Origin of the sequence: Bacteroides hominis (genome assembly GCF_033042785.2) — a bacterium.
GTDB classification, from domain to species: Bacteria; Bacteroidota; Bacteroidia; order Bacteroidales; family Bacteroidaceae; genus Bacteroides; species Bacteroides hominis.
The window spans coordinates 4,435,812-4,462,765 of sequence record NZ_CP178829.1 but is presented as its reverse complement, the minus strand read 5'-3'; the positions used below and the strand labels follow the sequence as shown (position 1 = coordinate 4,462,765).

Below are 26,954 nucleotides of genomic sequence, written 5' to 3'. Positions count from 1 at the left end.
ATGGATAATCCTTCTAAAATAAAAGCGCAGACGAAAGCCTCTTCTTTCACGCTGATTGTCGCCTTTATATGCGTGGCGTTGATTGGTTTGGCCTTGATTCCCCTGCTCCCCGTAAAACTGAATCCTTCAAGAACTTTACCGGGTTTTACGGTACAGTTCAGTATGCCCGGCACTTCGTCGAGGGTAGTGGAGATAGAGGCAACCAGTAAACTGGAGGCCATGTTGGCACGTATTAAAGGTATAAAGAACATCTATTCTACCTCCGATAACGGTTCGGGGAGCATCACCATTGAATTGGACAAGTATGCGGATATAGATGCGGTACGTTTTGAGGCATCAACCATTATCCGGCAGACCTGGCCTCAGCTTCCCGACGGAGTGAGCTATCCCTATATCAGGATGAAGCGTCCGGACGATAATGCCTCACGTCCTTTTATGTCGTTTACACTTAATGCTCCTTCTACTCCCATCTTGATTCAGCAATATGCCGATGAACATATCAAGACGAGGCTGGCACAGATTCAGGGTATCTATAAGATAGACTTGAGCGGAGCCACACCCATGGAGTGGGTGTTGGAGTATGATAGCGAACAACTGAGACGATTGGGTATTTCTTTGAGCGATATTCAGCAGGCTGTTGCCCGCTATTATCAAAAAGAGTTTCTGGGTACTTATAATATCGAGTCGGCTTCAGGTGGTAAAGAGTGGATCCGGCTGGCCCTGATGCCCGAATATAAAGAGGAAGGATTCGATGCTTCCCGTATCCGGGTGAAAAGTACAGAAGGAAAATTGATCAGTCTGAACGAGCTTGTAACGGTGAGCCACATGGAGGAAGCTCCTCAGAGCTATTATCGTATCAACGGACTTAACTCCATTTATTTGTCGATTACAGCCGAGGAAACTGCCAACCAGTTGCAACTGAGTACACAGGTTAAAGAAGAGATGGAGGCGATACAGAAAGTGTTGCCTGCCGGATATGAGATCCACACAAGCTACGATGCTACGGAATTTATTCACGAAGAGCTGAATAAGATTTATTTGCGTACCGGGCTTACGGTCCTGATTCTGCTGTTTTTTGTGCTGCTTATCACGTTGAATCCACGCTATTTGTTTTTGATCGTGGTCAGTCTGAGTATCAATATAGCCGTGGCGGTGATTTTCTATTACCTTTTCGGACTGGAAATGCAGCTCTACTCGCTCGCCGGTATTACGGTTTCGCTCAATCTGGTGATAGACAATACGATTGTGATGACCGACCATATCCTGCACCGGCGTAACCTGAAAGCCTTTATGTCCATTCTGGCTGCGACCCTGACTACAATGGGAGCTTTGGTCATCATTTTCTTCCTTGACGAGAAGATACGGTTGAATCTGCAAGATTTTGCAGCCGTAGTGATTATCAATCTGGCTGTATCTCTGTTCGTAGCTCTTTTCTTCGTACCGGCTCTGATCGAAAAGATCGGGTTAAGAAAGAGAAAGCGCCGTCAGACCAAATCCCGTTTCTTCCTTCTTCGTGCTTCTCTTCCGCGGAGAATAACAGTTTACTTTACCCGTTTCTATGGCTGGATGATACGTAAATTATGCCGTTGGCGTGTGGTTGTCTGCATCTTGTTGGTACTGTTGTTCGGACTTCCGGTATTTATGCTGCCGGAAAAGATGGAAGGTGAAGGGCGTGCCGTGGAGTGGTATAACAAGACCTTAGGATCATCTACTTACAAAGAAAAAGTGAAACCGGTTGTGGACAAAGCACTGGGAGGCAGTTTGCGCCTGTTTATCCAGAAGGTATACGAAGGCAGTTATTTCACCCGGAACGAAGAAGTGGTATTGTATGTTCATGCCAATCTTCCGAACGGCAGTACGTTGGAGCAGATGAATGAACTGATTAAAAAGATGGAGATTTATCTGAGTCAGTTTAAGGAAATCAAACAGTTCCAGACTTCGGTGTACAGTGCCCGTCGTGGTAATATTAATGTCTATTTTACCAAAGAGCATCAGAATAGCGGTTTCCCCTATACACTGAAAGCAAATATTATCAGCAAAGCCTTGCAATTGGGTGGAGGCAGCTGGGGGGTATACGGTTTGCAGGATCAGGGGTTCAGTAATGATGTGCGTGAGGGAGCCGGTTCTTTCCAGGTGAAGATGTATGGATACAATTACGATGAATTGTATGAATGGGCTGAGAAGTTGAAAGCCAAATTGCTGACTCACCGACGGATCAAGGAAGTTATAATAAACTCTTATTTCTCTTATTGGAAAGACGATTATCAAGAGTTCTACTTTGACCTCAACCGAGAACGTATGGCACAGGAGAACATCAATGCCAATATTCTGTTCTCTACGATCCGCCCTATTTATGGTAAGAATATGGAGATCGGATCGGTAGTGGCGGATAATGGTTCGGAAAAAATAAAGCTTTCCTCCAAACAGTCTCAGGAGTATGACATTTGGGCCATGCAATATTTTCCGTACGGAACGGATGACAAACAGTATAAACTGTCTGAACTGGCTACTATGGAAAAGGGACAAATGCCGCAACAGGTTGCCAAAGAGAATCAGCAATACAGGTTGTGCCTGCAATACGAATATATCGGTTCGGGGGAACAAGGAAATAAAATTCTGAAACGTGACCTGGAGGAGTTTAACAAAGAACTCCCGATGGGGTATACGGCTCAATCGGAGCGGGATAGCTGGGGATGGGGAAAGAAAGATAATAAGCAATATCTGCTTTTGCTGGTAGTGATTGCCATTATCTTTTTCACGACAAGTATCTTGTTTAATTCATTGAAACAGCCTTTGGCTATCATATTTATTATTCCGGTGTCATATATCGGTGTATTCCTGACGTTCTATTGGTTTAAGCTGAACTTTGACCAGGGAGGTTTTGCTTCGTTTGTTTTATTGTGTGGTATTACGGTGAACGCCAGTATCTATATTCTTAACGAGTATAACGCCATTCGTAGACGTTCTCCCCGAATGTCGGCCTTGAGGGCCTATACCAAGGCTTGGAATGCGAAGATCATTCCTATCTTCCTGACAGTTGTCTCTACGATCCTTGGCTTTATTCCTTTCATGGTAGGTACAGATAAGGAAGCGTTCTGGTTTCCATTGGCCGCAGGAACCATCGGTGGGTTAGTCATGTCAATCATCGGAATCTTCTTCTTCCTTCCGGTATTTGTGCTGAAGAAGAGAGTGGGGAAACGATGAACAAATACTCTTTCCACCACAGAGGGCACAGAGTAACACAGAGAAGAAATGAAGTTATTGATTGGGGATATTCCTAAAATAAGAAAATTAAAGGCAACTGATTCATTGCGGGTTAGTTGCCTTTTTTGTGTCTTTAAGCAGGGACATTTACTGAATATCCCTGCTTATCAATAAAAAAACTTTGTGTTACTCTGTGCTCTCTGTGGTGAATCCTGTTCATCGTTCAAAACCGTTTATAAGTCTTGATCTTCATTCTTCACCATCCCTTTGAATTTATCGGGGAGTGCACTTTCTACAGCAGTATAGGCTTCTGCCATGGTAGCTTTAATGTTATCCGCTCCCTGACCTTTCGGGGGGATAGGGTCATGTATGGTCAGAATCATGCGGTGGCGGTGAATCCATTTGCCGGTTCGTGGCAGGATTTCAAAAGATCCGTCTATGGTCACAGGAACTACGGCAAGTTGGAGGTCGTCCGCCAGTTGAAAAGCTCCTTTCTTAAAATATCCCATATGGCCAGTGAAAGACCGTGCCCCTTCCGGGAAGACCACTAATGACACACCGTCCTTCAGAGAGTCTTTGGCCTGGCGAATGGTTTCAAGTACCTTCTTCGGACCCGACCGGTCTACGAAAATATGTCCGGCACTTTCGCATGCTTTTCCTACAAAAGGTATTTTACGTAGACTTTTCTTCATCATCCATTTAAAGTTACGTCCTAAAAAGCCGTAAATGAGGAAGATGTCGAACGAGCCTTGATGATTGGGTACGAAGATGTAAGAGGTTCTTCCATGTAGCTTTTCGCGTCCACGCACTTTTACCGGAATCAACAGGAAAAGGCAGATCAACTGTGACCAGATTTTCCCCGGATAATATCCCCAGATGTGGGCACCTCCCAATAATGAACCAATGATGGTGACAATCGCCGTGAGGATAGTCAATACTAACAAAATGGGCAATGCAATGCAGATTTGATAAATATAGTATAGTATCTTCATAATGATTTTGGTTTTAGCTTGTGCAAAAATAAACAAAATAATATTGCTGTCCTGAATAATTGCTAACTTTGTTTCAAATTTCAATAGCATGATACGTATACTACATACAGCCGATTGGCATTTGGGACAAACCTTTTTCGGATATGACCGGACACAGGAACATGAACACTTTCTGGACTGGCTGGCCGGTGTCCTGACTAAGAACAAAATTGATGTACTGATTGTTGCCGGAGACGTTTTCGATGTTTCCAATCCGTCTGCCGCCTCGCAGCGAATGTTCTATCGTTTCATTCACCGGGTGACAACCGAGAACCCGGGATTGCAGTTGGTCATTGTAGCCGGAAACCATGATTCGGCTGCCCGGTTGGAGTCACCTCTGCCGTTGTTGCAGGAGATGAGGACAGAGATTAAGGGGATTGTCCGTAAGCAGGACGGAGAGATAGATTACAGTCATTTACTGGTAGAACTGAAGAATGAATCGGGGAGGGTAGAAGCTCTTTGCCTGGCAGTACCTTTCTTGCGGCAGGGAGATTATCCGGTGGTGGAGACTGAAGGCAATCCGTATGCGGAAGGAGTAAAGGAACTGTATGCCCGTTTGGTGGAATATGCTTTGAAGAAGCGGACGGACGGGCAGGCATTGGTGGCCGTCGGACATTTGCTGGCAACCGGTTCGGAGATTGCCGAAAAAGATCATAGTGAGCGCATCATCATCGGTGGTTTGGAGAGTGTATCGCCCGAGTCTTTTTCCGAACAAATTGTTTATACGGCTTTAGGGCATATCCATAAGGCTCAGCGCGTATCGGGAAGGGAGAATATCCGTTATGCCGGCAGTCCCTTACCTATGTCGTTTGCTGAGAAGCATTATCACCACGGAGTGGTAAAAGTGATTCTGGATGAAGGTTGGGCAGTCGAAATAGAGAAACTTGAATATACACCTTTGGTACGTTTGCTGAGTATACCCGCCAAAGAGCCAGCGGCTCCGGACGAGGTACTGGATGAATTGTGCAGACTGGAACTTCCGGAGAATGGACCGAAGCCCTATCTGGAAGTCAAGGTGAAACTAAGCGAACCGGAGCCGATGTTGCGGCAGCAAATAGAAGAAATACTGGAAGGCAAGCCAGTCCGGCTGGCCCGTATTGTTTCTTCTTACAGGCAGGCGGCAGAGGGGAGCGTGGAAGAAGAAGTCCTGACCGCCGGATTGCAGGAGATGAATCCCTTACAGATTGTGAAAGCAACCTTTGAGAACAGTTACCAGGCGGAGATGCCGGAAGAACTGGTAAATTTGTTCCAGGAGGCTTGCCGGACCATCAATTTAGAATGAATCAAATAGGAATTCACCACAGATTACCAGAGATTACACAGATCACCATTAGGATTCACACAGATCTTTTAATCTTTACTATCAACGAGATCATCTATTGATCTGTGTTAATCCGTGTAATCTGTGGTGAAAGCAAACCGAATAACCATGAAGATACTAACCATACGATTAAAGAACCTGGCTTCCATAGAAGGAACCTTTGAAATTGATTTCCAAGCCGAGCCTTTACGTTCTGCCGGGATTTTTGCGATATCCGGTCCTACGGGAGCCGGAAAATCGACAATACTGGATGCACTCTGTCTGGCACTGTATGATAAGATACCTCGCTTTTCTGCTTCGGTCGAGAGTCTTTATATGTCAGATATCGGTGAAAGTCGGGTGAATCAGGCCGATGTGAAGAATATCCTTCGGAGAGGGACGGGAGAGGGATTTGCCGAGGTTGATTTTTTAGGAGCGTCCGGACACTGTTATCGTTCTCGTTGGTCGGTACGCCGGACAGGAAGCCGGGCTAACGGTTCTCTGCGGTCGCAGACGATACAAGTGACCGATCTGACTGCCAATCAGGAACTGCAGGGAACAAGGAAAGAGTTGTTGGCACAATTGGTGACTTTGGTTGGTTTGACTTACGAACAGTTTACCCGTACGGTGCTGCTTGCCCAGAATGACTTTGCTACTTTCTTGAAATCCCGTGAGTCTGCCAAAGCCGAGTTGCTCGAGAAGCTGACCGGAACGGAGATATACTCCCGCATTTCCAGTGAAATCTATCTGCGTAGCAAAACAGCTGATGCAGAACTGAATCTGTTGAAAAGCAATGCCGCCCTGATCGAACTGCTTTCCGAAGAGGAAATCAGTCTTCTACGGACCGAAAAAGAGAGTCTGACCAACCTTCGTGAACAGGGAAGTAAAGCCTTGGTAGAATTGAATGCGCAACTATCGGTGCTGCATACTTTGAAGTTGCAACAGGAGCAGCGTGATAAGAAAGTGCAGGACATGCGGCTGGATGAAGAAAAAAGTAAGAAGCTCCGGGAAGAACACACACGCCAGTCCGACTATCTTATTCACTTCAGGGAACAGTGCGAAGCCGTGCAACCCGATCTTAGCCGGGCACGTGAACTGGATGTTCAGATCCAATCACTGGTCAGCCAATCTAAGCAGGCGGAGGAGATACTGCAAGGTGCTGAAAAGGCAGCGACTGCACAAGCCGATAAATTGCAATCTGTGCAGGGAACTCTGCATACTTCCTGCCATGCGTTGAAGAACCTGACGGGAGAGATCGATCTGCCGGTTACGGAAGAGACGGGGCTGTTTCTTGAATCTGTCCGGAACAGGCTGAAAGAGCAGGAAGACCACCTTGCCATTCTTCAGAAAGAGAACGAAGAGCGTGTGAACCGTCTGAACGCTTTTGGGGTTGAAGCGGTGACCGACGAGCAAGCCCGATGGATGCAGGAACAAACCCGTTTGCAGAATGCCCGCCAGCAAATGTTGGAATGGGGAAAGGCGAGGACAGAAGCCGAACGTCTGAAAGTACAGCAGGAAGAGGTGGTGCACAAACAAGAACAGATGCGGAAAGAAATGGCCGCTCTGACCACCCGGTTGGCGGAGAAGGAGACTGAACTGAAAGTGCTGCAACGCCTTTTTGAGAATGCCCGTATCGCGATGGGAAAGGACGTTCGGACATTGCGGCAGAATTTGCGTGAGAATGAACCGTGTCCGGTGTGTGGGAGCACTGATCATCCTTATAGAAACGAGGAGCAGGTAGTCCATACCCTGTATCACAACATCGAATTGGAGTATCAAACCGCATCTGGTGAGTATCAGCAACTAAATAACCGGAATATCGCCTTGAAACAGGATTTGCTCCATCAGACGGAACTGTCCGGACAGATAACCGTACAGTTGCAGGCGTTGCTCCAGGAGGTTGAGCAGAAACGTCCTTCATCGGAAGAGGAGCAAAATCCGGACTATTTTGAGAAACAACTGCATACCGTACAAGGGAAGCTAAATCTGCTCGCAGAGAAAATGCGCCAATACCAGCAACTCCATAAGGAATGGCAACAGCACGAGGAGCGGATCAGGACACTTCGCTCGGCTTGTGAGGCTTTGCGTGAAGGTGTAGCCCGCTGCCATCTGTTGATGCAGCAAGTTCTGGCTGCTAAAGAGCAATTTACGTTACTGAAAACGGCGGAGATGACTGCTCGGGAACAGTTCCGGGTGGTCAGTGAGCGGTTGATAACTCTCCGTCAGGAACGGGCTCCTCTGTTGAAAGGCAAATCTGTCGAGGATGCGGAAGCCGCCATTCGGAAAAAAGAGAAACAATTAAACGACTCCCTGGAACAGGTGCGCAAGGAGGGAGAAGAAGTCCAGTCGCGTATTTCCGGCATACAGGGAGAGATCAGGCAACTGAACAGTTCCATCGACGAACTGATGCTTCAGAAAGAACAGATAGCCGATCCGGAACATCTGCCGGAGACGATCGCCCGCCAGCAAGCAACCAATCAGGAGACGGAACGTCGTCTGTCCACCGTAGAGGCACGTCTTTTGCAACAGGAGCAAAACCAGAAGAAGCTGAGGCAGCTGGAACAGGAACTGACCGAAAAACAGGAGACGGCCAACCGATGGGGAAAACTCAATAAACTGATTGGCAGTGCGGACGGGACAAAATTTAAGGTGATTGCGCAAAGCTATACGTTGAATCTGTTACTGATGCATGCCAACAAACATCTGTCTTATCTTTCGAAACGTTACCGTTTGCAGCAGGTGCCGGGAACACTCGCCCTGCAAGTGATCGACTGCGATATGTGTGACGAGGTGCGTACCGTCTACTCTCTTTCCGGCGGAGAATCTTTTCTTATCTCCCTGGCGCTGGCCCTCGGGCTGTCGTCTCTTTCGAGCAATAACCTGAGAGTGGAGTCACTTTTCATCGACGAAGGATTCGGTTCGCTCGATGCCGATAGTTTACGCACTGTGATGGAAGCTCTCGAGCAGTTGCAGATGCAAGGACGGAAGATTGGAGTTATCTCGCATGTGCAGGAGATGAGTGAGCGCATTGCCGTACAGGTACAACTCCATCGTGCGGCGAATGGGAAGAGTGCTATCACTTTGACAAATTGATAATCGGAAATCGTTTGGCTGCGTTTTTTCAGGGCGGACGGCGGGCTGAACGGAAAAAACGCCTTATTTTAGCTTTTCTGATTACCGGATGGAAAGAGAATTTTCGTGTTTGCCGGTAGAATGTAAGTGAGGCTCCGCAATCTCTTCCGTAATGTACGTAAGAAAGGAAGAACCGTGTCTTTTTATTGTTCGGGTAAACTCTTGTAAGGACTCACAACTGGAGAAAAAACAGGTCCGATAAGCTAAAAAAATGCTAACAACAGATGTAATGAACAAAAACAATAGGAGATATTTGAAAAAGAAGTAAGCATATTCCGAAAATGCTTACTTCTTTCGGACCGAATGCTTACTTCTTTTCCGGGAAATGCTTACTGCTTTTGCCGAAAATCCCGGCTCTTCACCTCCGTAAGACCGGCTTTCCGGCTTTTCTTCCTCTGGTTTGCCGTTTTTTTAAAGAGAGTCTGTTTGTAAAACAGCTTATTTCCTTTCTTAATGTATTCCTATCTGTCGTGATTCCTTTCTTTATGATATTTCCCCTGTTCCCGGATATCGAACCCGGTTCTCCTCCGTATCCTCCTTTGTGGCGGATACTTTACTTGAACTGCTCTTCGTTCAGCGAGTAGTATTTTCCTTTCAGTGCGAGTAACTCCTGATGGTTGCCTTGCTCGATAATCTCCCCGTGTTCCAGCACCAGAATCGTATCAGCATTGCGGATGGTAGACAGGCGGTGAGCAATAATCAGGCTGGTGCGTCCTTGCATCAATTGGTCCAGTCCTTTTTGAATCAGTATTTCACTGCGTGTATCGATGTTGCTTGTTGCCTCGTCCAGCAGCAGGATGGCCGGATCGGCCACTGCTGCGCGGGCGATGTTCAGTAGCTGCCGTTGTCCTTGACTCAGGTTTGCCCCGTCATTTTCGAGTAGCGTGTCGTAGCCCTGTGGCAAACGTTTGATGAATGAATGGGCCGCTGTCAGCCGTGCAGCCGCCACTACCTCTTCATCGGTCGCGTTGAGGCGGCCGAAACGGATGTTCTCCCGTACCGTACCCGTGAAAAGATGTGTATCCTGCAGTACGATGGCCATCGATCGGCGAAGGCTGTCACGCCTGATACGGTCGATGGGATGATTATCGATGGTGATCTCTCCGGACTGAATGTCAAAGAAGCGCGGCAGCAGGTTCAGTATGGTTGTCTTTCCTGCTCCGGTAGCGCCCACCAAAGCTATCTTCTTTCCGGCAGCCGCATGCAGGGATACTCCTTTCAGGATGGTTTTTTCCGGACGGTAGCCGAAATATACATTCTTCAAGGCTACATCTCCTTTTGTTTTTTCGAGTGTGATGGCATCCGGCGCATCCTTCTGCTCCGGTGCTTCGTCTATGATCTCGAAGATGCGTTCGGCTCCGGCAATGGCTGCCTGTATGCTGTTGTAGAGGCTCGCCAGTTCATTGATGGGGCGTCCGAATTGCCGAGAATATTGCAGGAAAGCCGCCAGTCCGCCCACGTCGAACCCGCGGAAGATGGCCAGTAAGGCTCCCACGATGGTGATGATCACATAGTTCAGCGTATTCAGGTTTTGCATGACCGGCATCATCAGCCCCGAGTAGAATTGTGCCTTTAGCGATTTCTCCTTTAGGCTTTGGTTCAGTATCCCGAAGTCCGTTTCCACTTTTTGTTCGTGTCCGAAGACCTTCACCACTTTCTGTCCGCTGATCATTTCTTCCACATAGCCGTTCATCATCCCCAATGACTCCTGTTGTGCTTTGAAGTATTTCCGGCTTCGTTTTACGATTCCTTTGGCGCTGAGGAACATCAGGGGGACGGTAATCAGTGTTACCGCTGTCAGTATCGGACTGATGAAGAGCATCAGACAGAAAATGCCCGCAACTGTCAGTGCGCTCGACAACATGTCGGACAGGCTGTCGGTCAGTGCGTCGCTGATACGGTCTATATCATTGGTGTACCGGCTCATGACATCTCCGTGCTGATGGGTATCGAAGTATTTGACAGGCAAGCGTTCCATCTTTCCGAACAGTTCTTCGCGCATCCGGGTTACGGTGCGTTGCCCGATCTTATTCAGCAGAATATATTCGATGTAAGTAGCCGCTACCCCTGTCAGGTAAATGCCTACCAGTATCAGCAGGATGCGTACCAATCCGTGGAAGTCTCCCGGCAGGATGTAGTTATTGATAATCGGTCGGAGCATGTACGATCCGGTGAGATTGGCTGCGATGCTCACAACGATCAGTACACCGATTACGATCAGCAACCGTCGGTCGCAGGCCACGTATGATACCAGGCGGAGGAAAGTTTTCTTTCCCGCCTTAGGCTTTCCGCTGTATTTCAGATGATCTCCGTGTGCCATGGTCAGATAACGATTTGTTGTGAGTGATAGATTTCCCGGTACATCTCCGAGCGTTCCAGCAATTCTTCCGGTGTTCCGATGGATTCTACTTCTCCGTCGTCCAGTAGAATGACTCGGTTGGCCGATTGCATGGTATATATGCGTTGCGTGATGATAAGCACCGTGGTATCGTGCAGCCATGCATTCAGGTTGTTCCGGATGCGGAGTTCTGTTTCAGAGTCTACGGCACTGGTGCTGTCATCCAGTATCAATATCTTGGGTTTACGCAGCAAAGCCCTGGCGATGCAGATGCGTTGCTTCTGTCCGCCGGAAAGGTTTACTCCGCCCCGTCCTAACTGCGTGTCATATCCGGCAGGCAGCGAGCGGATGAACTCATGGGCTTCGGCGGCACGTGCGGCCTCTTCAAGTTCTTCCTGTGTGGCATCGGGTTTTCCCCACCGCAGGTTTTCTGCAATGGTTCCCGTAAAGAGCTCGTTTTTCTGCAACACCATGCCGATGTGGGCATGAAGTTCGTGCAGGTTGTAGTCTTGTACGGGGATGCCGTCAATCCGTATTTCACCGGAACTGACATCATACAGGCGGGGGATCAGTTGTACGAGCGAACTTTTAGCCGATCCGGTAGCACCTGCCACAGCTACTGTCTCGCCCGGACGGACGTGGAAACTTATGTTCCGCAGCACATCCGTCTCGCCTCCGCCATAACGGAAGCTGACCTTCTCAAAGCGAATCTCTCCCTTTTCGATCTGCCGGGTGCTCCGCATTCCTTCGGGCGTATCGGTAAGTGAAGGCTGTGTATCCAATACCTCCAGGATACGTTTCGATGAGGCTGAGGCACGGGCATAAGTCATGATAATCATGGACAGCATCATCAACGACATCAGCACTTGTGCCAGATAGTTGACAAATGATATCAGTTCGCCCACTTTCAACTCTCCTGCCATCACCTTCTGCCCACCCATCCAAAGGATAGCGATGATCGACAGGTTCATCACCAGTTGCATCACCGGAAAGATGGCGACAATGATGTTGGAAGCGTGAATCACCGTGTCGCGCAGGCTTTCGCTCTTGTCCTTGAACTTGCGTGCTTCGAAGTCCTCCCGCACAAATGATTTCACCACCCGGATGTTGATCAGGTTTTCGCGTACCACCTCGTTCAGTTGGTCTACTTTCTGTTGCACTTTCAAGAAGAAGGGGAACCCTTTCCGCAGGATGAAGAATACACTGAAACCCAACACCGGGATGGCAGCCAGCAGGACGCCTGCCAGTTCCAGGTTGATACGTACCACGAAGAACACTGCCATGACGAGCATCAGCGGAGAGCGCAGCATCAGACGCATCGATACCTGGATAACTTGCTGAATGCGGCTGATGTCACTTGTCAGCCGGGTGATCAGTGAAGCCGTACTGAACCGGTCTATATCGAAAAAAGAGAGTTGTTGTATCTTGCCGAACAGCTTGGTGCGCAGATCGGTTCCGAAACCGATGGAGGCTTGCGAAGAGACATATACATTGGCAATACTGAATATCAGTCCGACAATGGAAATAAGTACCATCTTTCCGCCTACGGCAGTAATGACGGAGAGATCCCGCTGCATCACTCCGTTGTCTATAATATCCGCCATGTACATCGGCTGAATGGTTTCGCACATTACAGACACGAGTACCAGTAGCGGACATGCCAGCAGACTTGCTTTGTAGCCTTTCAGTATTTGCCAGTATTTTTTCATTTATCCAGTGTAATCACGGTAATCTCCGGCCATGCCCCGAAACGGAAAGGCAGTCCGACGAATCCCATCCCTACGTTTACGTATAGTCCCCGGTTGCCTTCTTTGTACATGCCTCCCCATTCCGGATAGATCCAGGAAGCAGGTGAATGATGTCCGATGGCCAGCTGCATGGCATGCGTGTGTCCCGCCAGCATCAGGTCGATGTCCGATTCGGGCAACACTTCACGTCTCCAGTGTGTAGGATTATGACTTAATAACAGTTTGAACAGGCCGTTTGTTCCTGTCTGTGCCTTGGGCAAGTCACCGTGCTGTGAGAAAGGAGGTTCTCCTTCGTTTTCTACCCCGATCAGGGCGATGCTGTCGTTTCCGCGGTGCAGTAGAGTGTGCTCGTTGTTCAGTAACACCCAGCCCATGTCGGCTTGCCGTTTCTTCAGGTCGTTCAGGTTGTTTACCTGGTCGCGTTTACTTTTCCATCGATAGTAGGGGCCGTAGTCATGGTTTCCCAGGATGGAGTATACGCCGTCCCGGGCATGTAGTTGCGAGAGTATCTCTTCAAATCCGTCCAATTCTATGGCCCGGTTGTTTATCAGGTCACCGGTGAATACGATCAAGTCCGGATTTTGTGCGTTAACCAGGTCCACCATCTGTTGCAGGCTCTTGGCATTTCCTTGCCAGCTCCCGATGTGTATGTCCGACAACTGGACAATGCGGTATCCGTTGAAAGCTTCGGGCAGGCGGGAAGAACGGAAGGTGACCTCCTTTACTTCAAAACGGTCTTTGCCCACCATCGAACCATAAAGTATCAGGACTGCGTTGAGCACGGCCAGTACCAGTCCGGTTGCTATAAAAGGAGTCCGGGGCCAGTGCAGCCATCGGTTGAACGGGCGTCCGATGATGGAACAAATCGTAAAGAGCAGTTTCGGAGAGGCAAACAAGAAGAAGACAACGGCGAAGCGTCCTATCCATAACGTATGTTGTTCGGCGTATTCATAGTTGGCAAAGAAAGCTAACGATACTACTCCCGCCATCAGGAAAAGAGTGGGGAAGAAGTAAAGGATTCGCCAAAAAAGACTTAGAGTCATTTGTTTGATAAATGTCCGGTAAATGTAAATGTCCGGCAATACAAGGATTACGATCAGAAAGCCTAAAACTCGTTGCAGCATATTTTCTTAGCTATGGGTTGAATAAATAAAAAGAGGCGTAGGGTATGTCTCGGGGGGACTTGCGAACGCCTCTTCAAAGTTAGAGAGAATTTGTAAAGTACGGTTTAAGTTAAGCTGTATGATTTAATTCTTTTAACTCGTTTAGGTTCTTCTTTATTTCTTTTATATGTCTGAGGTTCCGGCGATACACCCACAGGCAGATTCCAAGTCCGACGGCCCACACGATCAGACTGCTGACGATTCCTGCAGCACCGTATTGCCAGACCTGTTTGTAGAAAGAGAAAAAGGTAGCCATCACAAGCAGGTAGAGTATGCCTATGATCCATTCGCGAACCATCCATCTGTGATATCGGTTGATACGGGAGATTACTGTGACCAGAGGCATTTCATCTATCCGGGTCCGCCCCAGGTAATGGGCGGAATACAAATCCCAGCAAAGGGCCGGGATGCACAGGAAGAGGGCGATCCAATAATAAAAGTCCGTAAGTGCATCATCACATATCCAGAAGATCACTGCCAATGCCAGTATGCCGATTGCGGCAAAACGCAGCTTTCTGTTGAACCGTTCTATGCTGTTAATGTTGTTCCGGGTGCGTCCCAACAATTGTTTCATTTCTTCTTCCTTGATGAACTCCTTGCCTTTGAGGTGTTCATCCAGTGCGTTCCACGATTTCTTCAGATCATCCAGTTCCATATCTTATTCCTCCTTTTTCATCTTTTTTAGTTTGTCTTTAATCCGGCTCAACTTGGTTGCTACATTGGTCACTGTCAGTCCGGTGATTTCCGAGATTTCCTCGTAACTTTTCTCTTCCAGATAAAGCAATATGATCGACTTATCCAGTTGTCCCAGTTGATTGATCATCCGGTACAGTTGCCGGAGCATTTCGGTCAGTTCGTCTTTTTCTTCCGTCAGCCAGTCGGCTTCGCGGGTGAGTGCCACGATTTCCGGAATGTTTTTCTCTTTGCGGATAAAGCTGATGCAAGTGTTCAGTGCGATCCGGTAAATCCAGGTCGAGACTTTGCACTCTTTCCGGAATCTGGGGTAAGCCTTCCACAGATTGAGAATCACTTCCTGATAAAGATCGCCGAGTGTGGCGTGCTGGGTGGTATAAAGATAGCACACCTTGTAAATCACCCGCTCGTACTCCCTGACTACGGAGAGGAACTCTTGTTCTACGGGTTCGTTGGCTTGCGGCGGACTGGTGGGGTTCATTGTCTTCTTTTCGGGATTACTTTTGTATGGTTAGTCGCAAAGGAAAGGAAATAATCACAAAATAAAAGCGGAAATTAGTGGGAATTTGGACTATTTCCGGATATTTATTATATTTGGAAACAATAAGAATCTGTGGGTGACGGAGTTTGTCAAGTATGAAACGTTTTAAATAAATCCGTATTTTTATGACTGGATGTACAAGTATGGCTTCAAATAGCGAGGACCTGAAGGCCTTTATTTTATCTTTGGAAGAACAAGCTCTGAAGTTATGGAATCGTGGAAACCCGGATGGGTTTATAGAACTGTCATCTGATGATGTTGTCTATATCGACCCCGCTTTCAAGAACAAACTGGAAGGTAAAAAGGCTCTGGAAGAGTATTATAACAGCATTCGGGGAAAAGTCGAGATCGACAGGTATAAAATGATAGAACCCACTGTATTGCTGTCATCCGATGTCGCTGTTCTGGCATATGATTATGAAGCTTATAGAGATGACCGGACATTCAGGATGCATTGTACGGAAGTATATAAACTGGATTCGTCTGAACAGTGGAAAATCATACATACCCATTGGTCTTTTTGTCCTGCCTGATAATGGCGGACAGAATGGGAATGGCCGGATCTTTTCCCTACAGGAGGATGCTGGGATATTGCGTTCCATAATATCCCATCCATACCTGAATCATGCTTTCTTCACAACAGTTTGTCTCTGTATCTTTGTAATGCTTCTTTCGGATATGTGGCTTTGTCACGTCTTCTTGTATGTCACTGGAAGAGAGGACAGAGGTACTTCGGATTTGTTTGGAATCAAACTGTTTTCTTTTGTTATATTTATAATAAATATTGTAACTTTGCCGGCAATTAACACTATAAATAGACAAAGATGAACAAGAGAAGATTACTGGGCTTGCTCTGCCTGATGGCATTGCTGGTCACCTCCTGTGACAATAAGGGGGATTATTGGGGAGCCATGGAAACTTCCAAGACAACATTGACGCTGGAGCGCATTTGTGATATGGCTACGCTTTCACAAGATTCCGTAAATCTGCTATCTGATATTATGGGAGTGAATACAGAAGAACTGTATCGGGCAGACGCTGTCATGATAGGAAAAGTGACAGGTGGGGAAGCAGGTCATTATTACTATCCCAGGTTTCTGATTGCTAAAGATAAAGAAATGAAGGAAGTGATTATGGAAGCCTATATCCGTCATAATACAGGAAATACCTTTTATGCTTTTCTGGATCCGGATATGCTGACTTTGGGCGAAACTTATTATTGTGCAATGAACGATTATCAGTATGGCTATAGCGGACGTCCGGGGTTGCTGGATCATGTATTGGGCGAAAATTCAAACAAAGAACGTTTTAGTGAAGTAAAAGCATTCCGCCTTTCTGGTCTGCCAAAACTGATTGTACACGATACCCAGTTCACAGGATACAGTTATTATTTATCTGCGGAAGTACGTTTTAAAACCGATGCCGGAATTATAGAGCAAGGTGCTTGTTATAGTTCAGTCAAAGAATTGCCGGGAATTACCGATCAGAAGGCATTGGCACGGGGAACGCGGATGTATAATTACTCTAATTTTGAGGTGGAGGTGATGGACCTGCTACCTGCTACCCACTATTATATACGCCCCTATGTGACTACTGAGGAGGGGACAGGCTATGGGCCGGTGGCTGAGTTCACGACCGAACGGGGTACAGAGCCGGTTATCAATAATTTTTCGTTGTATCAATATAATGGTACGGCGGTAGAGTTGTATGCTTCTTTCTATACAAATGATTTCCTTATTACAAATTATGGTTATAGTTATGGCGTTTATTCACAGGAAACGGGAGTGGTGACGAATGAACAGATGATAGAAGTACCTTTTACTGATGATTATAGACAGACGTTTGATGAAATCGTTACCGGATTGCGTCCCGGGACGCTTTATGCTTTCCGTGTTTATGCGAAAAATGGAGTAGGGATTAGTTACAGTAATTACCGGACCATTGAGATCCCTGCAGAATAAAATATAGATTTAAAGAACGAAAACAGATGAAAAGAATAATAATAGGAGTGATTGCCTGTATTTGTGCAATCACCGTGATGGCTCAGGTACAGACACACGATGTAAAAGGAATAGTATTTGACAGAAAGCAGCAACCCATTGTGGGTGCATTAGTCACAGCCAAAGGGACCAATATCAGCACAATAACCGATGTCGACGGTAAGTTCTTCTTGCAGGAAGTTCCTCTTTCGGTCAAAAAGGTGATTGTTACTTCCATCGGTATGGAGACCCGGGAAGTGGACCTGAATGTACCGGTACAGCTCACCGGAAAGCGTAAGAAGCTTTCGTTTGTGGCACATGCCGGGATCAGCATGAGTAAGTACACTACATATGGTTCCGATTTTAAGGTGGGATATGAGTTTGGTTTGGGTATTGAAGTGCGCATGTCAAAACGATGGGCTTTCCAGCCTACTCTGCAAATTTGTAACCGTGGAGCAGAGTTCAATGCCGAAAGAAACGGTGTGAAATATCAGGAAACTTGGAATCCGGTTTCATTGGATTTGCCGATGTTGTTCATTCTTCGTTATCCGGTAGCCCGTAAAATGAATCTGGCCTTTTCTGTGGGACCTGTGTTTTCGTATGGCTTTGCAGGAAAAGTAAAAGCTACGGAAACAGGTAAACCCGATGAAGAGTATGACATTTATAGCAAAGAGTATGAATATGATTATTATGGCGGGAAACATTCTTTGTTACATCCTTTCAGCTTTGGTGTTGCCTATGGCATAGGTGTGGAATACAAGAAGTGGTTGGTAGGTGTTTCTGGAAAGAGTATGTGTTTGGGACAGGATGATGAAGGTTTTGAAGCGAAGGAACATAACCTGGCACTTACTTTGGGACTTACTTACCGTTTCTGATCAAGCGGATATGGATAATCGGATGTTGAATGTAAAAAATAAAAAGATATGAAAAGATATATAGCATTGGCATTGGTCTGCCTGGCACTGACAGACGTTATGGCCCAAAAACAAAAAGTGGTAGAGAAGATCGTGGATGAAGATTACTATCCGGTAGACGGGGTGGTAGTTACCTTGAAACGTACGAACCAACAGGCTGTCACCGATAAAAATGGAGTTTTTGTACTGGAGGAAGTACCTGTCTATTTTGACTCACTACAGGTGACAAAAGGTAAACGCAGCGGATATGTAGATCTCCCGATGCGTATACAAATGCGTACACAAGTGATGCAACGCTTCTCGTTGATCGTGAAGGCAGGAATTGGAGCAGGTAAGTTTATGCAAGGACCCGAATCGAAACTGAAAGACGGTCTTAGTATCTATGGAGGGGTAGGGGCCGATATCCGGATGTCGAAACACTGGGCTTTCCAACCCTCACTTTTGTTGGTTTCCCGTAAAATGAAAGGGTATGATTTCTATGATTATTATACGGAAAATAACGGTGATGGCTCTTCATCCGTTTCTTATGATCAGGTGAGTGGTACTTACAATCCGTTCTATCTGGAGATTCCTTTACTGTTTGCACTGAAGTATAGAATAGGAAATGATCTGAATCTGGTATTCAGTTTCGGTCCTTATATTGACTTGGGGATCAGTGGAGATGTTAAGAAAGAATTTCGCAAGCGTTCTTATGATAGTAGTGGAAATTATAATAGAGTGGAATATGTTACTGAAAGCCAGTCATTGTTCGGCAAACGGTTTACCGGAGGATTTGCCTATGGAATCGGAGTGGAATACGGGCACTTCCTGATAGGAGGAACCGGAAGAGTGGGGTGTACTTCATGGAATCACTCGGAAGGTTTTCTGGATGTCGCTTTTGAAATAGGATATCGTTTCTAAGTTCACCACAGATTACACGGATTTTCACAGACTATTGGCAATTATGATCTGTGATAATCTGTGAAATCTGTGGTGATAACGTATTGTCTTTAAAATCTGTATCCTACTGTCAGAATCCCTCCGATCGGGTAATGTTTCTCGGTATCGCCTGCGTACAGTGTTCCTCCTTTAACCGGCTCCATGAATCCGTGCTGGAAAGAGGCATTGACCAGGTAATGTTTCCATATTTCAAAACCGATGCCTCCCTGAACCCCGATGTCGAAACGTTTCAACAAGGCATCTTTATTTTTCGCTTCAGCTAAGGAAGAGTAGGATTTGAAAGGGTTATGCGACTCACCTTTATGGCCGCCTTTGTTTGTCAGTTCATACTTTCCACCCATGCCTACGGCTAAATAAGGTCCGATATTGATTACAAACTTAACATGGTTTGACACATCCATCTTAAAAGCTGCCAGAATAGGGATGTCCAGATAAATAGGAGCTATTTTGGCTTTATAAGAGATAGGTTCGGTAGACGAGGACAGCGGAGAATACCCGTCGTACTCGGCAGTTGCTCCTTTGCTGGTTACCATCAGTCCCGATTGAATAGCCCAATGCCTGCTGAAATTATATTCCGCACCGACACCGGCACTGAATCCGGTGCGTTCGTCCAAGCCGTCCGGGCGGCGGAAACTGAACAGGCTGACTCCGGCTTTCACATTCCATGAAAAACCTTTCTCTACGGGCTGGAGCTGAATATAGACGTTGGGAGCTACGGCTACCTCTTTGCGTTCCATGCCTACGTGATAGACAACAAGCTGCTGTGCTGAAGCAGGTGCTTCTGCTATTACAAACTTGCCATCCACGTTGGTTACGGCACCAATATTGGTGCCTTTGACAACAATGGCGGCACCGACGGCGGGTTGGCCGTCACCAACTACAACAGTACCCGCTATCCGCTGAGTCTGTGCAAGGATCACTACGCTACAGGAGGGAAGTAACCATAATAACAGAATAAGAACCTTTTTCATAACTTTTTCTATTTTAAAGTATAGGATCAGTTACAAATATATCGAAAGAAAAGATTTACTGCAAGTTTGCTGCCAGAAATTTACGCATTTCTCCAACGCTTTTTCCTCTTCGCGCGGCATAATCCGCCAATTGGTCTTCACCGATCTTCCCCACCGAGAAATAGTGAGAAGCCGGATGTGCAAACATCAATCCGCATACTGAAGCGTGAGGATACATGGCTCCGTTCTCTGTCAGGCGGATACCGATCTGTTTCATATCAAGAATTTCGTCGAGAATAAAGTTCACAGACTGATCGGGTAAAGATGGGTAGCCTACAGCAGGGCGGATACCCTGGTATTTTTCGACAAGAAGATCGGGAATAGAGAGATTTTCGTCTTTTGCATACCCCCATACTTCTTTGCGGACATATTCGTGCATCTTTTCGGTGGCAGCTTCGGCCAGACGGTCGGAGAGTGTTTGTACCAGAAGATGTTTATAAGGGTCTTGTTCGTAAAGTCCCTCCATATCCGCATCAATGGAAGAGGCAAAAACTCCTACTGTATCAGTGATTCCCGAAGACAGAGGGCGTACAAAGTCGCTGAGGCATAAGAAAGGTTCGTTCTCTTTTTTCTTGACTTGCTGCCGGAGCAGCGGGAAAGTGATACCGTCGATAATCAGGTTGTCTCCGTCGGCATTGGCCGGGCAAAGTTTAAAAACGCTTTTCACTTCAAAGTCCCTGTCCAATTCGTCCAGCATCCGGTTGGCTTCTTTATAGAGTTGCATGGCTTCGGAAGCTTTGCCCCGTTCCTCTTCCGGAAAGGTTGTCAGCCAGGAAGCACGACAGGCGTCACATCCGTGGATATTGGCTATGGCAGCATAACGCGGCTGAAACCCCCAGGCGTGAAAAAAATAAATCCAGTTGATGTAGGGGGATAAATCATGGACACTGAACGATAAACGGTTTTCAAACGCTGAACGATCAACTGTTTCTGAACGATGGACGGGAGATGATGACGGGTTATGCTTTTCCATATTTGACTGTTTTAATGCTGGTGATAATAAGTTTCATTGATCCGTTTGCGTTGGCAAACATGCTTGAATATTCAGTTTCAGATAAATATTCGGTTTTAAATAACAATTCTTTCATTCAGAGACTTATGTAGGTTTACGATTCGTATCGCGAAAGCCCTGCTTTTATCTTTCAATATATTTCCCATTCTTCTGCATTTATCGTTCCCGGTTTACCCCCTTCTCCTTGTTTATCATTTAGATGGTTGATCGTTCAGAAATTGTTCATCGTTTAAAATAGATTTCTTGTCCGCGATAAGCTTCATCTACCTGTCCGTCAGTATACAATAGGTGTCCGTTGGCAAATGTCTTTTCTACTTTCCAGTCAAAGGTACGTCCTTCGAGCGGACTCCATCCACATTTGCTTAAGATTTGTTCTGCACTTACCGTCCATAATGCGTCCGGCCGAACCAGTACCAGGTCTGCCTGATAACCGGGACGAATGAAACCGCGGTTATGGATATTATATATCTGAGCGGGTGCATGGCACATTTTCTCAACGACTTTTTCAATCGTGAAGATACCTTCGTTCACCAGTTCAAGCATACTGATCAGAGAGAACTGGATCATAGGCATGCCTGACATTGCCTTTAACGGGCCTCCTTCTTTTTCACTGAGCAGGTGTGGTGCATGATCGGTGGCAATCACGTCTATCAGGTTGGAGTTGACAGCCTGACGAAGTGCATCCCGGTTGGTTTTAGCTTTGATGGAAGGGTTACATTTGATACGTGTACCTAATTCCGCATAATCCGAAGAGTCGAATAACAGGTGCGAAACACAAGCTTCTGCCGTAATCCTTTTTTCTTCCAATGGAATATCATTATCAAAAAGAGAAAGCTCTTTGGCTGTGGAGATATGCAGGATATGCAGACGAGCGTCTGCAATGCGTGCCAGGCGTACAGCCAGTTCGGACGACTCGTAGCAGGCTGCTATCGAACGTATCTTTGCATGGTAACCCATCGGAAGGGTTTCGTGGTGAACATGGTAGTACTGATAAGGATATTTTTCAATATATTCTCTTACGTATTTTTCCGTATTCTTTTTAATTGTTTCATGATTCTCACAGTGGGCGGCAATCAGCAAATCGGTTCCATTGAAGATGTTCAGCAAGCTGTTCATCTTGTCTACCAGCATATTGCCTGTACTCGATCCCATAAAGAGCTTGATTCCGCATACACGGCTTTTATCCAGTTTGTCAAACTCGGTATAGTTATTGTTTGTTGCTCCGAAATAGCATGAATAGTTGACACTGCATTTCTCGGCAAGCAAATCGAACTTGGCATTGAGTGCGTCCAGTGTGGTGGTTTGCGGATTGGTATTGGGCATGTCCATAATAGAGGTTACCCCTCCTGCTGCTGCAGCCCGGCTTTCGGTAGATATGTCGGCCTTATGGGTTAGGCCCGGATCGCGAAAATGCACATGATCGTCGATGACACCCGGAAGCAGATAGCATCCGTTGGCATGGATTGTCTCTTCACAGGGAGTGGCCGGTTTCTGTCCTTTCTCCAGTATCTCGGCTATTTTTTCACCTTCGATGACTACCGAACCGCGTGCGGAGCGTCCTTCGTTTACTATGATGGCGTTTTGTATTAATGTTCTTTTCATATCTTAATTCATTTTGTTTTCTGCGGAAATTTGTGGAACCAGCTGTTTACTTTCAGTTTGATAACTCCAAATACCGCTTCTCCGAAAATACTGCTATTCATTTTTGATGTGCCCAGTTCACGGTTAATGAAGATCACCGGTACTTCGATAATCTTGAACCCGCATTTGTAAGCGGTGAATTTCATTTCTATCTGAAAAGCGTAACCCTTGAAACGGATGTGGTCAAGATCGATGGTTTCGAGTACCTGACGACGATAACACTTAAAACCGGCAGTAGTGTCATGTATCGGTAGTCCGGTAACGATGCGAACATATTTAGATGCAAAATAAGACATGAGGACGCGTCCCATCGGCCAATTCACTACGTTCACTCCGCTTACGTAGCGGGAACCGATGGCTACATCTCCTCCTTGGTTGGCACAAGCATCGTAGAGCCGTGGCAAGTCATTGGGGTTGTGGCTGAAATCGGCGTCCATCTCAAAAATGTATTCGTATGAATGTTCCAGTGCCCACTTGAACCCAGTGATATATGCTGTTCCCAATCCCAGTTTTCCTTTGCGTTCTATCATAAAGAGACGGTCGGGGAACTCTTGCTGCAAGGTTTTTACGATGGTGGCGGTTCCATCCGGAGAGCCATCTTCTATGATAAGAATATGAAAAATCTTTTCCAGTCCGAAAACGGCACGGATAATGTTCTCTATGTTTTCCCGTTCGTTGTAGGTAGGGATGATTACGATGCTGTCCGATGTCTGCATATTGTGTCTAAATTTGAAGACAAATGTAACGCTTTTCCGCTACTAACCAAAGATAGCGCATTAAAACTAAGGATAATTTAGTACTTTTGCGGTGAATTTGCATCACGGGTTACATGGATTCACACAGATTGGAAATTGATTTTGAGCGATCTGTGTGAGTTGGTGCGTTTGTGATGGACTAAAATGCTATTTATGACGATTACTGAACTGCAACATCAATATGCCGGGCATCCGAATGTGGAAGCCTTGAACAAACTGTTGGGGGAGCCCGCAGTCAGACATATCTATTGCGGTGGCCTGTATGCTTCCGCTGCTTCCTTATTCGCTTCGGCACTGGTAGAGAAGAGTCCTTGCCCGTTTGTTTTCATATTGGGTGATCTGGAAGAAGCCGGTTATTTTTATCATGATCTTACTCAGGTATTGGGTACGGAGCAGATTTTGTTTTTTCCTTCTTCGTTTCGCCGTTCGGTGAAGTATGGACAAAAAGATGCGGCCAACGAGATATTGCGTACCGAGGTACTCAGCCGGCTTCAGAAAGGTGAGCAAGGGTTGTGCATCGTCACTTATCCGGATGCGTTGGCCGAAAAGGTAGTCTCGCGCCAGGAATTGAGTGAAAACACATTGAAGTTACATGTGGGCGAGAAGGTGGACACCGGTTTTATCACGGATGTATTACATAGTTACGGGTTTGAGTATGTCGACTATGTGTATGAACCGGGACAGTATGCTGTTCGCGGCAGTATTATTGACGTATTTTCTTTTTCGTCCGAGTATCCCTATCGTATCGATTTTTTTGGTGATGATGTGGAGAGTATCCGTACTTTTGAGGTAGAGTCACAGCTATCGAAAGAGAAAAAGGAAAGCATTGTCATTGTACCCGACCTTGCCGTAACCGGAAAAGTTACTACTTCTTTCCTTGACTTTATTCCGAAAGACACGACTCTGGCAATGCGTGATTTTCTCTGGTTGCGGGAACGCATTCAGGCTGTTCACGATGAATCGCTTACACCACAGGCTCTTGCTGCACAAGAGGCGGAAGAGAACGGAGGCATCACTCTGGAAGGCAAACTGATTGATGGTAGTGAATTTACTGTCCGTGCCTTAGATTTCCGGCGGATGGAGTTTGGCAACAAGCCAACCGGTACACCGGATGCCACGTTGACTTTCCATACTACGGCACAGCCCATCTTCCATAAGAATTTCGATTTGGTGGCAGAGTCTTTCAAAGATTATCTGAGCCGGGGATACACACTTTATATCTGTAGTGACAGTACGAAACAGACAGACCGTATCAGGGCTATTTTTGAGGACCGTGGAGACCGGATTCAGTTTACAGCTGTGGAACGGACACTGCATGAGGGGTTTGCGGATGACACTCTGAAACTTTGCCTGTTTACGGATCATCAATTATTCGACCGTTTCCATAAATATAACTTGAAGAGTGATAAAGCCCGTTCGGGAAAAGTTGCTCTTTCACTGAAAGAACTGAATCAGTTTACTCCCGGCGATTATGTGGTGCATACCGATCATGGAGTAGGACGTTTTTCCGGTCTGGTGCGTATTCCTAACGGAGATACGACGCAGGAAGTGATGAAACTGGTTTACCAGAATGAAGATGTGGTATTTGTCACCATCCACTCGTTGCATAAAGTCTCAAAATATAAAGGGAAAGAAGGAGAAGCTCCCCGGTTGAACAAGTTGGGCACCGGTGCCTGGGAGAAGTTGAAGGAGCGTACCAAGACAAAGATTAAAGATATAGCCCGTGATCTGATTAAACTTTACTCACAACGTCGTGAGGAGAAGGGGTTTGCATACAGTCCCGACAGCTTTTTGCAACGGGAGCTGGAAGCTTCGTTCATTTATGAAGATACCCCCGATCAGAGTAAAGCTACGGCAGATGTGAAACAGGACATGGAACGGGATATGCCGATGGACCGGTTGGTGTGCGGAGATGTGGGGTTTGGCAAGACAGAAGTGGCCATACGTGCCGCGTTTAAAGCTGTAGCGGACAATAAGCAGGTAGCCGTCCTGGTGCCTACTACGGTATTGGCATACCAACACTTCCAGACTTTCCGTGACCGTCTGAAAGGGCTTCCCTGTCGGGTAGAATATCTCAGTCGTGCCCGTACGGCAGCACAGGCAAAGGCAGTTATCAAAGGATTGGAAACCGGAGATGTAAATATTCTGATCGGTACTCACCGTATTCTGGGTAAAGATGTCAAGTTCAAGGACCTTGGCCTGTTGATCATTGATGAAGAGCAGAAATTCGGTGTGTCGGTCAAGGAGAAACTGCGCCAGATGAAAGTGAATGTGGATACATTGACGATGACGGCAACTCCGATTCCGCGTACGTTGCAGTTTTCATTGATGGGAGCACGTGATTTAAGTGTGATTTCTACTCCGCCTCCCAACCGCTATCCGATACAGACGGAAGTGCATACGTTCAGTGAAGAGGTGATTGCCGATGCCATTAATTTTGAAATGAGCCGCAATGGGCAGGTTTTTCTGGTCAATAATCGTATAGCCAATCTCCCGGAACTCAAAGCGATGATTCTCCGTCGTATTCCGGATTGCCGGATTGCTATCGGGCATGGGCAGATGGAGCCGGTGGAATTGGAGCAGATTATCTTCGGTTTTGTCAATTATGATTATGATGTGTTGATTGCCACCACCATTATTGAGAGTGGAATCGACATACCGAATGCCAATACTATTATTATCAATCAGGCTCAGAACTTTGGTCTGAGTGACTTGCATCAGATGCGCGGACGTGTAGGACGTAGCAATAAAAAAGCTTTTTGTTATTTACTGGCTCCCCCGTTATCGTCGTTGACGCCTGAAGCTAAACGTCGTCTGCAAGCTATTGAGAATTTCAGTGATTTGGGGAGTGGCATTCATATTGCCATGCAGGATCTGGATATTCGTGGTGCAGGAAATATGTTGGGAGCCGAACAAAGTGGTTTTATTGCTGATCTGGGCTATGAAACTTACCAGAAAATATTATCCGAGGCTGTACATGAACTGAAAACAGATGAATTTGCAGAGCTCTATGCCGACGAATTAAAGGGGGAAGGCATCATAAGTGGTGAAGAGTTTGTAGAAGAGTGTCAGGTGGAAAGCGATCTGGAATTGTTGTTACCGGCCAATTATGTGACAGGCAGCAGCGAACGTATGTTACTGTATCGTGAATTGGACGGATTGACTCTTGATAAAGATGTAAATGCTTTCCGTTTACGGTTGGAGGATCGTTTTGGCCCTGTTCCTCCCGAAACGGAGGAATTGTTACGTATTGTACCGCTAAGGCGTCTGGCTGCACGTTTGGGAGTGGAAAAAGTATTCCTGAAAGGGGGGCGTATGACTCTGTTCTTTGTCAGCAATCCGGATAGCCCGTATTATCAGAGTGCCGCTTTTGGCAAGATGATCGATTATATGATGAAATATACCCGCCGATGCGATTTGAGGGAGCAGAACGGACGTCGGTCTATGTTGGTGAAAGACATTCCGAATGTGGAAACCGCCGTCAGTGTGCTTCAGGAGATAGTGGCATTGCCGGTGAGAGAAAAAGAATAGACAGTTCACCTCGGAGGACACAG

18 protein-coding genes are annotated in these 26,954 nt (G+C 46.5%); 8 read left to right on the top strand and 10 right to left on the bottom strand.

The window, feature by feature from the left end; genetic code table 11:
• The gene (locus tag R3O62_RS18915; RefSeq protein ID WP_005823413.1) at window positions 1–3,204 is read left to right on the top strand and encodes an efflux RND transporter permease subunit; all 3,204 of its coding nucleotides are present in this window, start codon (window positions 1–3) and stop codon (window positions 3,202–3,204) included.
• Window positions 3,205–3,437: 233 nt separating this feature from the next.
• On the opposite strand, the gene R3O62_RS18910 is transcribed toward R3O62_RS18915, so the two are convergent.
• On the bottom strand, window positions 3,438–4,196 hold the full coding sequence (locus tag R3O62_RS18910; protein ID WP_005780232.1) for a lysophospholipid acyltransferase family protein: 759 nt from the start codon (window positions 4,194–4,196) through the stop codon (window positions 3,438–3,440).
• 88 nt (window positions 4,197–4,284) lie between these two features.
• Between R3O62_RS18910 and R3O62_RS18905 the strand changes: the two genes are divergently transcribed.
• Window positions 4,285–5,517, top strand: coding sequence for an exonuclease SbcCD subunit D (locus tag R3O62_RS18905; protein ID WP_234212361.1), 1,233 nt, complete (start codon window positions 4,285–4,287; stop codon window positions 5,515–5,517).
• A gap of 147 nt (window positions 5,518–5,664) precedes the next feature.
• Window positions 5,665–8,628, top strand: coding sequence for an AAA family ATPase (locus R3O62_RS18900; RefSeq protein ID WP_317472793.1), 2,964 nt, complete (start codon window positions 5,665–5,667; stop codon window positions 8,626–8,628).
• 592 nt (window positions 8,629–9,220) lie between these two features.
• Here R3O62_RS18900 and R3O62_RS18895 read toward each other — a convergent pair.
• From R3O62_RS18895 to R3O62_RS18875, 5 genes are all read right to left on the bottom strand, one after another.
• Window positions 9,221–10,987, bottom strand: coding sequence for an ABC transporter ATP-binding protein (locus tag R3O62_RS18895; protein WP_269110022.1), 1,767 nt, complete (start codon window positions 10,985–10,987; stop codon window positions 9,221–9,223).
• A gap of 2 nt (window positions 10,988–10,989) precedes the next feature.
• Window positions 10,990–12,714 carry an ABC transporter ATP-binding protein gene (locus tag R3O62_RS18890; protein ID WP_269110023.1) on the bottom strand — a complete coding sequence of 575 codons (1,725 nt, stop codon included), beginning with the start codon at window positions 12,712–12,714 and terminating at the stop codon, window positions 10,990–10,992.
• On the bottom strand, window positions 12,711–13,877 hold the full coding sequence (locus tag R3O62_RS18885) for a metallophosphoesterase (protein ID WP_195317173.1): 1,167 nt from the start codon (window positions 13,875–13,877) through the stop codon (window positions 12,711–12,713). Before R3O62_RS18885 ends, R3O62_RS18890 begins: the two co-directional genes overlap by 4 nt.
• Before the next feature lie 109 nt (window positions 13,878–13,986).
• Window positions 13,987–14,571 (bottom strand): hypothetical protein, encoded by a 585-nt coding sequence (locus tag R3O62_RS18880; protein WP_022012447.1) that lies wholly within the window; start codon window positions 14,569–14,571, stop codon window positions 13,987–13,989.
• Window positions 14,572–14,574: 3 nt separating this feature from the next.
• Window positions 14,575–15,090, bottom strand: coding sequence for an RNA polymerase sigma factor (locus R3O62_RS18875; protein WP_005780219.1), 516 nt, complete (start codon window positions 15,088–15,090; stop codon window positions 14,575–14,577).
• Window positions 15,091–15,275: 185 nt separating this feature from the next.
• On the opposite strand from R3O62_RS18875, the gene R3O62_RS18870 reads away from it, so the two are divergent.
• The 4 genes from R3O62_RS18870 (at window position 15,276) to R3O62_RS18855 (ending at window position 18,943) form a co-directional block, all read left to right on the top strand.
• Window positions 15,276–15,683, top strand: coding sequence for a YybH family protein (locus tag R3O62_RS18870; protein ID WP_005780217.1), 408 nt, complete (start codon window positions 15,276–15,278; stop codon window positions 15,681–15,683).
• A 291-nt stretch (window positions 15,684–15,974) separates the two neighbouring features.
• On the top strand, window positions 15,975–17,111 hold the full coding sequence (locus tag R3O62_RS18865) for a fibronectin type III domain-containing protein (RefSeq protein ID WP_195317174.1): 1,137 nt from the start codon (window positions 15,975–15,977) through the stop codon (window positions 17,109–17,111).
• A 26-nt stretch (window positions 17,112–17,137) separates the two neighbouring features.
• On the top strand, window positions 17,138–18,004 hold the full coding sequence (locus R3O62_RS18860; protein WP_195317175.1) for a porin family protein: 867 nt from the start codon (window positions 17,138–17,140) through the stop codon (window positions 18,002–18,004).
• Between the two features lie 48 nt (window positions 18,005–18,052).
• Window positions 18,053–18,943, top strand: a complete 891-nt coding sequence (locus tag R3O62_RS18855) for a porin family protein (RefSeq protein ID WP_032530354.1) — start codon at window positions 18,053–18,055, stop codon at window positions 18,941–18,943.
• Window positions 18,944–19,032: 89 nt separating this feature from the next.
• On the opposite strand, the gene R3O62_RS18850 is transcribed toward R3O62_RS18855, so the two are convergent.
• From R3O62_RS18850 to R3O62_RS18835, 4 genes are all read right to left on the bottom strand, one after another.
• A complete protein-coding gene (locus tag R3O62_RS18850; protein ID WP_005823402.1) occupies window positions 19,033–19,953 on the bottom strand; it encodes a porin family protein in 921 nt (306 codons plus the stop codon).
• Window positions 19,954–20,008: 55 nt separating this feature from the next.
• A complete protein-coding gene (locus tag R3O62_RS18845; RefSeq protein ID WP_005807368.1) occupies window positions 20,009–20,965 on the bottom strand; it encodes a vitamin B12 dependent-methionine synthase activation domain-containing protein in 957 nt (318 codons plus the stop codon).
• 261 nt (window positions 20,966–21,226) lie between these two features.
• Window positions 21,227–22,606: a dihydroorotase gene (locus tag R3O62_RS18840; protein ID WP_101603311.1), complete on the bottom strand. Its 1,380-nt coding sequence runs from the start codon at window positions 22,604–22,606 to the stop codon at window positions 21,227–21,229.
• An 8-nt stretch (window positions 22,607–22,614) separates the two neighbouring features.
• Entirely contained in the window at window positions 22,615–23,361 is a 747-nt protein-coding gene (locus R3O62_RS18835) for a polyprenol monophosphomannose synthase (protein ID WP_005780203.1), read from the bottom strand.
• A 192-nt stretch (window positions 23,362–23,553) separates the two neighbouring features.
• Between R3O62_RS18835 and mfd the strand changes: the two genes are divergently transcribed.
• Complete coding sequence (gene mfd / locus R3O62_RS18830) at window positions 23,554–26,931, top strand: transcription-repair coupling factor (RefSeq protein WP_122330498.1); 3,378 nt, start codon at window positions 23,554–23,556, stop codon at window positions 26,929–26,931.
• The last annotated feature ends 23 nt before the right edge of the window (window positions 26,932–26,954 follow it).